The following is a 13265-nucleotide window of genomic DNA, read 5'->3' on the forward strand; positions in this document are numbered from 1 at the left end:
CGCGACGAAGCACGACCGGTAACGCCCGTCGCGCCCGGGTGCGCTCCTACGCTGATCAGCCCGCGGCGATCAGCTTGACCATGTCGGCCGGGCTCAGCGGGCGGCTGAACCAGTAGCCCTGGCCCAGGTCGCAGCCACGCTCGCGCAGCAGGTTGAACTGCGCTTCCTGCTCGATCCCCTCGGCCACCACCGTGATGCCCAGCGAATGTGCCATGCCGATGATGGCTGTGGTCAGCGCCAGATCGTCCGGGTCGCGCTGCAGGTCGGCGATGAAACTCTTGTCGATCTTGACCCCGTCCACCGGCACCTGGCGCAGATGGCTCAAGCCGGAGAAACCGGTGCCGAAGTCGTCCAGCCACACCTTCACGCCGGTACGGTGCAATTGATCGAGCAGGCTGGCGGCCATCATTTCGTCGCCGATCACCGCCGTTTCGGTCAGCTCCAGGTGCAAGCGCGCGGCCGGCAGGCCGGACTCGGCCAGGCACTCGGCCACGGTGTCGATCAGGTCGCCACTGCGCAGTTGACGCGGCGAGACGTTGACCGAGATGAACAAGCCCTCGCCCACCACCGGCCATTGCGCCGCTTCCAGGCAGGCCGCGCGCAGCACCTTGGGGCCGATCACCTCGATCAGGCCGCTCTGCTCGGCGATGTCGATAAAGGTGGACGGCGCAATCGTGCCCAGCGCCGGGTGCTGCCAGCGCAACAGCACTTCCACCCCCACCAACACCCGGTCGCTGGTGCGGTAGATCGGCTGATAGACCAGCCGCAGCTCGTCGCGCTCCCAGGCCCCGCGCAGCTCGTGCTCCATGTGCACGCGCCGCTCCACCGCATGATCGGCGGCACGGCTGTAGAAGCGATGGCAGTTCTTGCCGGCGACCTTGGCCTGGTACATCGCGATGTCGCCGTTCTTCAGCAACGCGGTGGCATTGCTGGCATCGTCCGGGAACAGCGTGATGCCGATCGAGGTGCCCAGGAACACCTCCCGGCCCTGCACGTTCAAGGGGCGGCTCAATTCGTGCACCAGCCGGTCCGCCAGCTGGGCGGCAAGCAGGCTGACATCGCCGTTCTGCAGCAGGATCACGAACTCGTCGCCGCCAAAGCGCGCCAGGATCGCGTCGTCGCCGCCCAACGCACCGACCGCGCGGCTGATGCGGCTGGCGAACTGCAGCAGCGCTTCGTCGCCGGCTTCGTGGCCCAGCGTGTCGTTGACGCGCTTGAAGTCGTCGATATCGGCGAACAGCAGCGCCAGCTTGCTGTCGGTGCTGCGGGCGGTGTTGAGCAGATGGTCCAGGCCCTCGCGGAACCCCAGCCGGTTGGTCAGCCCGGTCAGCGCGTCGGTGTAGGCCATGTGGCGCACCTCGCGATCGTGCCGGGCGATGCTCTCGCTCATGCGGCCGAAGGCGGAAATCAACTCGCCGATCTCGTCGTTGCGCGGATGCGGCGGCAGCTGCACCGCATAGTCGCCACGCTCGATCTGGCGCGCGGCCGCCGCCAGCAGCCGCACCGGTGCCACCAGGGTGCGCTGCACGTAGATGGCCAACAGCACCCCCAGCGCCACCAGCGCGGCCAGCAGCACCAGCAGCCAGCCCAGATCGCGTTTGCCGATCGCGTTGAGGTTCTGCACCAGGGTCAGGTTGGCGCCGGATTCGACCCTGCGCACCCGCTCGCGCGACATGCCCACCCGCACCCCGCCGATGCGCTGGTCGCCGATCTTGATCGGCATCGTCACGTCCAGCACTTCCGGCGAGGACTGCGACAGCATGGCGCGCGCGGTCACCGCCCTGGCCGCGAGCGGGTCGGTCATGGGCTGGCCGTAATGCTGCAGATCGGGCGAGCCATCGTGCACCAGCCGGCCGCGTCGATCGAACACCAGCACGTAGCTCACCACCTGCTGCCGCGAGGCGTTGCGCACCAGCGCACCCACTGTGCCTAGGTCGGAGTAGTACAGCGGATTGGCCAGGCCGTTCGCCAGTTCGGTGGCCAGGGTCTCGCCACGCGTGCGCAGGCTGCGATCGAACAGCTCGTGCAGGATCTGCGCGCTGAGCCCGCGCACCTCGCGTTGCATCGCGCTCTGGCGCTGCAGCAGCGACGCCAGGATCGCACCGACCAGCAGCAGCGTCAGCGCCATCACCAATAGGAAGCGTGCCTGCAACCCGAAGCGCACCTGAGTCATTCCACTTGGTCCCTGACACGGTGCAAGCCGGCGCTCAGCGCATCCAGGCGCCGGCGGCTGGCAGCATCCAGCGGGTGGAAGGCGGTGGTGCCGAAGAAGCGTTTCAGGGCCGGCCCGGCCTTGGGGTCGGAGGCCGCCTGCAGCAGCACCACGCGCAGCCGCCGTTCCACCGCCGGATCCATGCCGGTGCGCACCATCTCCACCGCGCGCGGCACCGGCGCACTGCGATGGACGATACGGAAATCACGCTTGAACACCTGCGGCAGGTGGCGTTCGTCATCCCAGTCGGCGTTGCTGAAGGCGCCCGCATCGATCAGGTGCTGATGCACGAAGGCGGAGATATTCAGTTTCGACCCGACCATCAGGTAACCCACCGAGCCCGGTACCTGGCTGTCGTCCGGCGACAGCAGCACATCGCAGGCGATGCCGTTGCGCACCAGCTCCAGCATCGGCAGCAGGTAGCCGCTGGTGGAGGAGGCGTTCTGCAACGCCAGGGTGTGCCCGCGCAACTGCTTGAGCGACTGGATCGGGCTGTCGCGGCGGACGAAGAACACCGTGTGGAACTCGCGCAGGCCGCCGCGCTCGGTCATCACCAGCGGGTGCGCACTGCCGCGCTGTTCCAGCAGCATTGCCGCACCGGTGGTTTCGCTGACCCAGTCGACGCGGCCACGCCGCAGGTAACTGGACATCTGCCGCGCATCCGGCGCCATCAGGATTTCGCCACGGCGGATCCCGACCTCGCGCATGCGCGGCACCACGTAATCCAGCAGGGGCTTGAGTTGCGCGTAATGGGTGGCGGGATCGTCGCTGATCCGTCCAAGCACCAATACCGGGGAAGGCGCCGCTGTCGCCGTCGCGGCCAAGCCTGCCCCGGCCAACAGCCCGCAGGCAATCAGACACCATCGTAGACCGCGCAAAACGGACACTCCCCTAGAGCCGCCGACAGCCTAGCCGAATCTTTCCAGATGTGACAGACGTCAGCTTCCGTTGCGCTTTGCCAGCATGGCCATGCGCTGCGCATCGGACAGAATGCCGCGCAGCAGACGCACTTCCTGCTCGCTCATGTCCGCGCGCAACAGCAGCCGCCGCAGCTTGCGCATCGCCGACTCCGGCGCCCGCCCCTTGTGGAAGTCGATCTCGTCCAGGGTCTGGCCCAACTGGCCGAACATGCCTTCCAGCTGGGCATGGCTGGCCGGGCCCTCGCGCAGCGCGCCGGCCGCCGCGGCGGGCGCAACCTCCGCTTCGCCAGCCGCCAGCTGCGCCAGCCGCACCTCGTACGCCACGACCTGTACCGCCGCCGCCAGGTTGAGCGAGCTGAACGCCGGATCGGAGGGGATATGCAGCGCCGCATGGCAGAGCTGCAGTTCGTCGTTGGTCAGGCCGGTGCGCTCGCGACCGAACACGATCGCCACCTCGGCCGGTTCGCCGGCCTTGGCCCAGGCACGGCGCGCGCCCTCGTCCGGCGGCAGCTCTTCCAGCGCGACCCGGCGCGCACGCGCGGTGCAGCCGATCACCAGGGTGCAATCGGCCACCGCCTCGGCCAGGGTGGCGAAGATCGGCGCCTCGCCGAGCACGTCCTCGGCACCGGCCGAACGCCGATAGGCGTCTTCGTCGAGCGCACGCTCCGGCGCCACCAGCACCAGGCGCGACACGCCCATCGTCTTCATCGCGCGCGCGGCGGCGCCGATGTTGCCTGGATGCTGGGTGCCGACAAGAACGAAACGGATGCGCTGGCTGACGGACATGAACGGAGATTGGGGAGCGATTCGGTCGTAGATGGTAAACTGCGCGGCCGGCTTTGGTGCCGGACCGCTCTTTTACCTTCGCCATTTTCGATTCTGCCTTCACGGGAGCTTTAACCATGCAGAAACCCGCCGTCACCGTCATGGTCAAAGCCGCCCGCCTCGCCGGCAATGTGCTGTTGCGCGGTATCAACAAGCTCGATGCGCTCAACGTGGTGCAGAAAGGCCGCATGGACTACGCCAGCGAAGTCGATGCCGATGCCGAGAAGGTCATCATCAAGGAACTCAAGCGCGGCTACCCCGAGTACGCCGTGTTCGGCGAAGAAGGCGGCGTGCAAGGTGGCAAGAGTGGCCGCTACACCTGGGTCATCGACCCGCTGGACGGCACCAGCAACTATCTGCGCGGCTTCCCGCATTACTGCGTGTCGATCGCGCTGGTGGAAAACGGCGAGCCCACCGACGCGGTGATCTTCGACCCGCTGCGCAACGAGCTGTTCACCGCCAGCCGCGGCGCCGGCGCGGTGCTCAACGACCGCCGCATCCGCATCGCCGAACGCAAGGACCTGGAAGGCGCGATGGTCCACACCGGCTTCCCGCCGCGCGAGCGCGCACGCACCAGTGCGCAGCTGAAGTGCGTCGATGCGTTGCTGGTGCAGGCAGAGGATGTGCGTCGTACCGGTTCTGCCGCGCTGGACCTGGCCTACGTGGCCTGCGGCCGCGCCGATGCGTATTTCGAGGCCGGCGTCAAAGCGTGGGACATCGCGGCCGGCGTGCTGCTGGTGCGCGAAGCCGGTGGTCGCGTCTGCGACTACAAGGGTGCCACCCCGCCGCGCATGGACAACATGGGACCGGAAACGCAGCAAATCGTGGCCGGCAACATCAAGATCAGCGACGCGCTGCAGAAGGTCATCGTCAACACCGGCTACGCCCGCGAGTTCGACGCCAAGTTCTGATCGCTGCCCGAGCGCAAGTTCTGACCGACGCCCGCACACCGTAGGAGCGCGCCCGAGCGCGACGGGGCTTTCCCAGCAAAGCCCTCGCGACCAGGGTCGCTCCTACAACAGCGCTCAGCAAAACACACAAGGCCGGGATCGCTCCCGGCCTTGTGCGTTTCAGCGCGACGCCAAGCCATTCGGCGCCACACATCGTAGGAGCGCGCCAGAGCGCGACGGAGCTTTCCCAGCAAAGCCCTCGCGACCAGGGTCGCTCCTACGACAGCGCGCAGCAAAACGCACAAGGCCGGGATCGCTCCCGGCCTTGTGCGTTCCAGCTCGATGCAAAACCCATCGGCGCCGCACAACGTAGGAGCGCGCCCGAGCGCAACGGGGCTTTCCCGGCAAAGCCCTCGCGACCAGGGTCGCTCCTACGACAGCGCGCAGCAAAACACACAAGGCCGGGATCGCTCCCGGCCTTGTGCGTTTCAGCTCGACGCCAAGCCCATAGGCGCCGCACACCGTAGGAGCGCGCCAGAGCGCGACGGGGCTTTCCCACCAAAGCCCCTCGCGACCAGGGTCGCTCCTACAACAGCGCGCAACAAAACGCACAAGGCCGGGATCGCTCCCGGCCCTGTGTGTTGGGTGCCGCTGTCGCAGCGCTACTTGGAACCTAGCGCTGATGCACGACTTCAGGCGATCGCAGCGTGGTAGCGGCGCTCGACTTCTTCCCAGTTCACCGCGTTGTAGAACGCGCCGATGTATTCCGGACGACGGTTCTGGTACTTCAGGTAGTACGCGTGTTCCCACACGTCCAGACCCAGGATCGGGGTGTTGCCTTCGAACAGCGGGCTGTCCTGGTTGGCGGTGCTTTCCACCACCAGCTTCTTGTCCGGGGTCACGCTCAACCAGGCCCAGCCCGAGCCGAAACGGCTGACGGCGGCCTTGGTGAAGGCTTCCTTGAACTTCTCGAAACCACCGATGTCCTTGTCGATCGCCTTGGCGACCTCGCCCTTGGGCTCACCGCCGCCATTGGGCGACAGCACGGTCCAGAACAGCGAATGGTTGGCGTGGCCACCACCGTTGTTGCGCACCGGGCCCTGCAGGTTTTCCGGCAGGCTCTTCAGCTTGGACACCAGCTCTTCCACCGGCAGGTCGGCGTACTCGGTCCCTTCCAGCGCCGCGTTGACGTTGTTGATATAGGTCTGGTGATGCTTGGTGTGATGGATTTCCATCGTCTGCGCATCGATGTTGGGTTCCAGCGCGTCGTAGGCGTAGGGCAACTGCGGGAGGGTGTAAGCCATGCGTGTCTCCTGGACTTGCCGCCCGGCGAAGACCGGGCGTTGCGGGGTAGATGGTAAGGACGGCGGCGGCGCTTACCAAGGGTATTGGCAGGGAAACTTCATCCCATCGCATGCCGCGTCGTGTTCGCTGCATACCTTGCACCATGCCCCGGTTACTCGGGCGTGAACCGTCCCGCCGCCCGGCGCGTTCAAAGTCGACACAGTCGCGCAGCGGCATACTTGCTCTGCCGTCCCAACACCCTGTTTCCGGAACCGTCATGCGCAAGCCCGCTTTGCTGATCGTCGCCATCGTGCTGCTCGTCGCCGGGTTATGGGGCATGCGTGCGATGCAGACACCCAAGCCGCACTTCGCGCCGCAACTCAGCGCGCCGATCGCCGCCGCAGCACCGGTCGAACGCTCACCGCAGCAGCAAGCGTTGCCGGGGTTTCTGCCGACCGAGGCCATGGCCACGATCGTGCTGATCCAGCGCGGCGGGCCATTCCCGCATCCGCAGGACGGCAGCGTGTTCGGCAATCGTGAGCAGCGCCTGCCCGAGCGTCCGCGCGGCTACTACCACGAATACACCGTGGAAACCCCAGGCAGTCCCGATCGCGGTGCGCGCCGCATCGTCACCGGCGGTACGCCACCGCAGGCGTGGTATTACAGCGACGATCATTACCAGAGTTTCAGATCGTTCCAGGGCCCGGCTCCGGAGCAGGCGCCATGAGCGCAGGCGACTTCGCACTGGACCTGTCCGACCCGCAGCAATCGGGCGTCTACCAAGCCGAGACCGACGATCTGGACACCATGGCCGCGCTTGCCCGCGATGCCGGCCTGCACATCCTGCGCGTGGACCTGGCCAGCTGCAGCGACAAGCACAGGCTGCTGATGCGTCTGGCCACCCAACTGGACTTCCCTGCCGGCTTCGGCCGCAACTGGGACGCGCTCTCCGATGCCTTGCGCGATCTGGCATGGCTGCCGGCGTCGCATGGCTATGCGCTGCTGATCGACGGCGCCGATGCGCTGGCCCGCACTGCGCCGAACGACCGCGACACCTTGCTGGACATCCTCGACGAAGCGGCTACCGCCTGGGCCGCGCGCGGGCTCACGTTTGCGGCATTCGTGGCGCCTGCGAGCGCCTGCGACTAGGCGCTGCCTGCAAGACGCATCCCGCACTCGCCGGACACAGCACGATCAACACGGCGTGGTGGTGGTCGGTGATCACCGGTGCGTGTCCAGCGCGTGTTTCACGCAACGCGCTGCCCCACGGCTGCCACCCCTGTAGTGGGAGGCGTGGTGCCAGTTATCGCTCCACACATCCACAAGGCCGGCACGCAGTCGGGCACCGGCCCGACCATCAACTATCCAGTTCGCTCCAGCGCGCGAACGCCGCATCCAGCCGAGCCTGCGCATCGCCCAATGCGGCCGTATGCGCGGTCATCGCCGCACTGTCGCGCTGGTAGAAGGCCGGGTCGTTCATCGCCTCGGTCAATGCCGCGACCTGTTGCTCCAGGGTTTCGATCAAGGCCGGCAATTGCTCCAGCTCACGCGCGTCCTTGTAGCTGAGCTTGCGCCTGGGCGCGGCATCGGCCGGCAGCGCAGCCGCCACCGGCGTGGTTGCCGCCGCCGTCGCCGATGCCTTGGCAACCGCCATCGCATTGGGCGCCGGGGTGCGACGCTGACGCAGCGAATCGCTGTACCCGCCGACGTAATCGCCGATCAGGCCCTCGCCCTCCATCACCAGGGTGGAGGTCACCACGTTGTCGAGGAAGTCGCGGTCATGGCTGACCAGCAACAAGGTGCCGGTGTACTCGCCCAGCAGCTCTTCCAGCAGCTCCAGCGTTTCCACGTCCAGATCGTTGGTCGGTTCGTCCATCACCAGCAGGTTGGACGGCTGCGCGAACAGGCGGGCCAGCAGCAGCCGATTGCGCTCGCCGCCGGACAGCCGGGTGATCGGCGCACGTGCGCGCTCGGGGGTGAACAAAAAGTCCTGCAGATACGCATGCACATGCTTGCGCTTGCCGTTGATCTCGATGAAGTCACGGCCTTCGGCCACGTTCTCGATCGCGCTCCAGTCCTCGCGCAGCGTGGAACGGTACTGATCGAAGTAGGCGATCTGCAGATTGGTGCCAATGCGGATCTCGCCCTGCTGCGCCTGCAGATCGCCCAGCAGCAACTTCAGCAAGGTGGTCTTGCCGCTGCCGTTGGGGCCGATCAGCCCGATGCGGTCGCCGCGCTGGATGATGGTCGAAAAATCCTTGACCATCGTGCGCGCGCCGAATGAGAAACCGACTTCCTTGGCCTCGATCACCTTCTTGCCGGAGGACTCGCCCTGCGAGACTTCCATGCGCACGTTGCCGGTCAGGTCGCGGCGCTGCACGCGTTCGTTGCGCATCGATTCCAGACGCCGTACGCGGCCTTCGTCGCGGGTACGCCGCGCCTTGATGCCCTGACGGATCCAGATTTCTTCCTGCGCCAGCATCTTGTCGAAGCGCGCGTTTTCCTGCGCCTGCGCATTGAGCCGCTCTTCGCGGCGACGCTCGTAATTGGCCCAGTCGCCCGGCCAGCTGGTGACCTGACCACGATCGATCTCGACGATGCGAGTGGCCAACGCACGCAGGAAGCGCCGGTCATGGGTGACGAACAACACGCTGCCGTTCCAGTTCTTCAGGAACGACTCCAGCCAGTCGATGGCTTCGATGTCCAGGTGGTTGGTTGGCTCGTCCAGCAGCAGCACATCCGGCGAGGACACCAGCGAGCGCGCCAGCAGCACGCGCCGCTTCATGCCGCCGGACAACCGCGCAAACTCCGCATCGCCGTCCAGTTCCAGCTTGGTCAGCGTCTCGCTGACGCGCTGATCCAGCGCCCAGCCGTCGGCCGCGTCGATCTTGGCCTGCACCTTGCCGAACGCGTCGGCATCGAACACCTCGGCATGGCTGAGTTGATGGAACTCGGCCAGCCAATGACCCAGCTCGCCCAGGCCGTCGGCCACTACATCGAACACGCTGCCGCCGGTACCCTGCGGCACTTCCTGCTCCAGCCGCGCGATGCGCACGCCCTGTTGCACGCGCACTTCGCCGTCGTCGGGCTTGAGCTCGCCGGCAATCAGTTTCATCAAGGTCGATTTGCCGGCGCCGTTGCGGCCGATCAGGGCGATACGCTCGCCCGGCTCGATCGTGAGGTCGGTTTTTTCCAGCAACAAGGGGCCGCCGACGCTGTAGTCGACGCTTTGCAGAGTGATTAAAGGCATGGCGTAATTGTACGGGATTGGGGATTGGGGATTCGGGATTGGCACAAGCGCACGCTGTCGCGGTGACGAATCCCGAATCCCTACTCCCCAATCCCGGCTAAAATGCGCCATGAACGAATTCTCCGCGCTGCCGCTGTCGCCGGCCCTGGCCCCCGGCATCGACGCCCTTGGCTACACCGTCCTCACTCCCATCCAGGCACAGAGCCTGCCGCCGATCCTGCAGGGGCTGGACGTCATCGCCCAGGCGCCGACCGGCAGCGGCAAGACCGCCGCCTTCGGGCTGGGCCTGCTACAGAAGCTCGACCCGGCGCTGACCCGCGCGCAGGCGCTGGTGCTGTGCCCCACCCGCGAACTGGCCGACCAGGTCGGCAAGCAGTTGCGCAAGCTGGCTACCGGCATCCCCAACATGAAGCTGGTGGTGCTCACCGGCGGCATGCCGCTCGGCCCGCAACTGGCCTCGCTGGAAGCGCATGACCCGCAAGTGGTGGTCGGCACGCCCGGCCGCATCCAGGAACTGGCCCGCAAGCGCGCCCTGCATCTGGGCGGGGTGCGCACGCTGGTGCTGGACGAGGCCGACCGCATGCTCGACATGGGCTTCGAAGAACCCATCCGCGAGATCGCCAGCCGCTGCGACAAGCACCGCCAGAGCCTGCTGTTCTCGGCCACCTTCCCGGACATCATCCGCACGCTGGCGCGCGAGATCCTCAAGGACCCGGTCGAAATCACCGTCGAGGGCGCCGACAACGCGCCGGAAATCGACCAGCAATTCTTCGAGGTCGACCCGACCTACCGGCAGAAGGCCGTCGCCGGCCTGCTGCTGCGCTTCAATCCCGAATCCAGCGTGGTGTTCTGCAATACCCGCAAGGAAGTGGACGAGGTGGCCGGTTCGCTGCAGGAGTTCGGCTTCTCCGCGCTCGCCCTGCACGGCGACATGGAACAGCGCGACCGCGACGAAGTGCTGGTGCGCTTCGTCAACCGCAGCTGCAACGTGCTGGTGGCCAGCGATGTGGCCGCACGCGGGCTGGACGTGGAAGACCTGTCGGCAGTGGTCAATTACGAGCTGCCTACCGATACCGAAACCTACCGCCACCGCATCGGCCGCACCGCGCGCGCCGGCAAGCGTGGATTGGCGCTCAGCCTGGTGGCCTCGCGCGAGAGCGGCCGCGCGCAGGCGCTGGAAGCCGAACAGGGCCAGCCGCTGAAGTGGTCGCGCGCGCCCCTGGCCACGGCCCGCCCGGCGCAGCTGCCGCAGGCGGCCATGACCACGCTACGCATCGACGGCGGCAAGACCGACAAGCTGCGTGCCGGCGACATCCTCGGCGCGCTGACCGGCGAAGCCGGACTGTCGGGCGCGGCGATCGGCAAGATCGCGATCTACCCCACCCGCTCCTATGTCGCCATCGCCCGCGCGCAGGTCGCCAAGGCGCTGGCGCATCTGCACGCGGGCAAGATCAAGGGACGCCGGTTCCGGGTCAGCAAGCTGTAATCAACGCGCGGCAGCGACCCTGCCGACCAACCGATCGAGCGGCTGCGATAGCGCCTGCCGCACGATCCAAAGGGATGCGCACGCTTGCGCATTCCTGTTTTCAGAAGACCTGATCGGCGAGCTGCTCGATCGGCAAGATGCCTGGATCAATAGCTCAAGGTAGCCAGCAACGGCACGTCATTGGCCCACTTCTCACGGCCCTGCAGCGCCAGCAGCTCGACCAGCACCGCCGCGCCGACCACTTCTAGCTCCAGCTGTGCGGCCAGACTCAGAGCCGCGCGCAGCGTACCGCCGGTGGCAAGCACGTCGTCGACGATCAACACACGCGCACCGCGTGGCAACGCGTCCTCGTGCATTTCGATGCGGTCGGTACCGTATTCCAGCGCATATTCCTGGACCAGCGTACGCCCGGGCAGTTTGCCGGGCTTGCGCACCGGCACAAAGCCGGTGCGCAGCTCGCGCGCCAGCGCCGACCCCAGGATGAAACCGCGCGCCTCGATGCCCAGCACCGCATCCAGCGGTGTGGTGCGCCAGGGCTGCGCCATCTCGTCCAACGCCGAGGCGAAGTCCGGGCCATCGGACAGCAGCGGTGTGATGTCCTTGAAGACGATGCCCGGCTTGGGAAAATCGGCGATGTCGCGGATTCGCTCGGACCATTGATTGGGTCCGGAAGAATTGGTGCCGGCGCAGCGGGTGCAGTCAGTCATGGTGGTGGTGGCGTCTAGGCCGGTGGGGACCACCCTATTCTAGGCTGCGCGGACTTGCGGTGCCGCGTTTACGACATACCTGCATCTGAGCGCGTCAGGAACTGCAGGACAGCATCGAGCAGCCGGCGCGGTCGCGCGCCCAGTCCGGTCGCCGTGCGGCAAACGCCTCGCGGCCCGGCTGCTCGTCGTATGGGTGACGCATGACCTCCAGCAACTCCTGCACGCCGGATGGATCGCCCTGCTCGGCCAGATCGATCGCCTGCTGCGCCAGATAATTGCGCAGCACGTAACGCGGGTTGGCCAGGCGCATGCGTTCGCGCCGCGCATCCGGCGACAGCGTGTCCTGCTGCAGCCGCTCAGCGTAGCGCTGCAGCCATTCCTGCAGCTGCGCGGCATGCGCGAGGCGCTTGTCCTGGTCGTAGAACGCCTCACGCAACAGTTCAGGATCCGGATGCTCCGGCGCAAATGCGATCAGGCTGCGGAAGGTCAGCGTCATGTCCATTTCCGCGTTGTGCATCAGCGCGCGCAGCGCATCGATCAGTTGCAGATCCTCGTCGCGGCAGTCAGCCAGACCCAACTTGGCGGCGGTGTCGTGGCGGTCGCAGGCCAGGTAGGTATCGCGGAAGCGGTCCAGTCCCTGCTGCAGCTGCGCCTGGTCGGCGAACAGCGGCGCCAGCGCCTGTGCCAGGCGCCCGAGGTTCCAATACGCGACCTGGGGCTGGGTGCCGAAGCGGTAGCGACGGCCCTGCGCATCGGTGGTGTTCGGCGTCCAATCCGGGTCGTAGTCGTCGACCCAGCCGTAGGGGCCGTAGTCGATGGTCAGGCCCAGGATCGACATGTTGTCGGTGTTCATCACCCCATGCACGAAGCCCACCCGCATCCAGTGCGCCACCATCACCGCGGTGCGCTCGCAGACCTGTGCGAACCAGGCTGCGTACAGCGCCTCGCCAGCACCTTCCAGCTGCGGGAAGTCGCGCGCGATGGTGAAGTCCACCCATTGCCGCAGCAGCGCCAGATCGCCGCGCGCACCGGGCAGCTCGAAGTTGCCGAAGCGGATGAACGACGGCGCCACCCGGCACACGATCGCGCCCGGCTCGCGCTGCGGCCGGCCGTCGTAGAACATGTCGCGCACCACCGCATCGCCGGTGGTGACCAGGCTCAGCGCGCGCGTGGTCGGCACGCCCAGGTGATGCATCGCTTCGCTGCACAGGAATTCGCGGATCGACGAGCGCAATACCGCCCGGCCATCGGCACCGCGCGAATAAGGTGTCGGGCCGGCGCCCTTGAGCTGCAACTCGTAGCGACCGCCATCGACCCCGATTGCCTCGCCGAGCGAGATCGCCCGGCCATCACCCAACTGGCCGGCCCAATGTCCGAACTGGTGCCCGCCATAATTGACCGCCCACGGCTGCATGCCCGGGTACAGCGCATTGCCGGCGAATACCTCGGCAAACTGCGCGCTGCCGATCTCGGCCTCATCCAGCCCCAGCCGTTGGGCGACATCGGTCGAATACGCCAGCAGACGCGGCGCGGCTACCGGCGTCGGCATCACCGTCGACCATGCCGCGCGTACCTCGCGGCGGCGTGGACCTTGTTCGGAATCACCGGGCAGCTGCTGGCGCAGGCGGTTGTCAAACTGCAGAGTCGTCATGCGTGCCAGCGTAGGCCAACGACAGTGAACTTCGCATGGG

At 66.9% G+C, this 13265-nt stretch carries 11 protein-coding genes; 4 read left to right on the forward strand and 7 right to left on the reverse strand.

Going from position 1 to position 13265, the window contains the following annotated elements:
• Positions 1–55: 55 nt before the first annotated feature.
• Genes ABQ039_RS11070 through ABQ039_RS11080 form a run of 3 tightly spaced genes read right to left on the reverse strand, consistent with a single transcriptional unit; the run spans position 56 to position 3918 of the window.
• Positions 56–2173, reverse strand: coding sequence for a bifunctional diguanylate cyclase/phosphodiesterase (locus ABQ039_RS11070; RefSeq protein WP_024940418.1), 2118 nt, complete (start codon positions 2171–2173; stop codon positions 56–58).
• Positions 2170–3099: a phosphate/phosphite/phosphonate ABC transporter substrate-binding protein gene (locus ABQ039_RS11075; RefSeq protein ID WP_024940419.1), complete on the reverse strand. Its 930-nt coding sequence runs from the start codon at positions 3097–3099 to the stop codon at positions 2170–2172. The genes ABQ039_RS11070 and ABQ039_RS11075 overlap by 4 nt, the downstream gene beginning before the upstream one ends.
• Before the next feature lie 51 nt (positions 3100–3150).
• Positions 3151–3918 (reverse strand): RNA methyltransferase, encoded by a 768-nt coding sequence (locus ABQ039_RS11080; RefSeq protein WP_126966073.1) that lies wholly within the window; start codon positions 3916–3918, stop codon positions 3151–3153.
• Between the two features lie 116 nt (positions 3919–4034).
• Between ABQ039_RS11080 and ABQ039_RS11085 the strand changes: the two genes are divergently transcribed.
• The gene (locus ABQ039_RS11085; RefSeq protein WP_039521909.1) at positions 4035–4868 is read left to right on the forward strand and encodes an inositol monophosphatase family protein; all 834 of its coding nucleotides are present in this window, start codon (positions 4035–4037) and stop codon (positions 4866–4868) included.
• Between the two features lie 671 nt (positions 4869–5539).
• On the opposite strand, the gene ABQ039_RS11090 is transcribed toward ABQ039_RS11085, so the two are convergent.
• Positions 5540–6151 (reverse strand): superoxide dismutase, encoded by a 612-nt coding sequence (locus ABQ039_RS11090; RefSeq protein WP_016904847.1) that lies wholly within the window; start codon positions 6149–6151, stop codon positions 5540–5542.
• Positions 6152–6408: 257 nt separating this feature from the next.
• Here ABQ039_RS11090 and ABQ039_RS11095 point away from each other — a divergent pair, with 257 nt between their 5' ends.
• Both ABQ039_RS11095 and ABQ039_RS11100 read left to right on the forward strand, forming a co-directional pair.
• Positions 6409–6858: a ribonuclease domain-containing protein gene (locus ABQ039_RS11095; RefSeq protein ID WP_016904848.1), complete on the forward strand. Its 450-nt coding sequence runs from the start codon at positions 6409–6411 to the stop codon at positions 6856–6858.
• The gene (locus tag ABQ039_RS11100) at positions 6855–7280 is read left to right on the forward strand and encodes a barstar family protein (protein WP_024940420.1); all 426 of its coding nucleotides are present in this window, start codon (positions 6855–6857) and stop codon (positions 7278–7280) included. The genes ABQ039_RS11095 and ABQ039_RS11100 overlap by 4 nt, the downstream gene beginning before the upstream one ends.
• 208 nt (positions 7281–7488) lie before the next feature.
• Here the strand turns inward: ABQ039_RS11100 and ABQ039_RS11105 are convergent, their stop codons facing one another.
• Entirely contained in the window at positions 7489–9381 is a 1893-nt protein-coding gene (locus ABQ039_RS11105) for an ATP-binding cassette domain-containing protein (RefSeq protein WP_349777752.1), read from the reverse strand.
• A gap of 109 nt (positions 9382–9490) precedes the next feature.
• On the opposite strand from ABQ039_RS11105, the gene dbpA reads away from it, so the two are divergent.
• The gene (dbpA, locus tag ABQ039_RS11110; protein WP_039516141.1) at positions 9491–10867 is read left to right on the forward strand and encodes an ATP-dependent RNA helicase DbpA; all 1377 of its coding nucleotides are present in this window, start codon (positions 9491–9493) and stop codon (positions 10865–10867) included.
• Between the two features lie 146 nt (positions 10868–11013).
• Here the strand turns inward: dbpA and ABQ039_RS11115 are convergent, their stop codons facing one another.
• Positions 11014–11574: an adenine phosphoribosyltransferase gene (locus tag ABQ039_RS11115; RefSeq protein ID WP_024939306.1), complete on the reverse strand. Its 561-nt coding sequence runs from the start codon at positions 11572–11574 to the stop codon at positions 11014–11016.
• Between the two features lie 94 nt (positions 11575–11668).
• A complete protein-coding gene (locus ABQ039_RS11120) occupies positions 11669–13225 on the reverse strand; it encodes a protein adenylyltransferase SelO (RefSeq protein ID WP_349777751.1) in 1557 nt (518 codons plus the stop codon).
• Positions 13226–13265 lie beyond the last annotated feature (40 nt).

Origin of the sequence: Xanthomonas sp. WHRI 6108, assembly GCF_040202385.2 — a bacterium.
Taxonomy (GTDB): domain Bacteria; phylum Pseudomonadota; class Gammaproteobacteria; order Xanthomonadales; family Xanthomonadaceae; genus Xanthomonas; species Xanthomonas arboricola.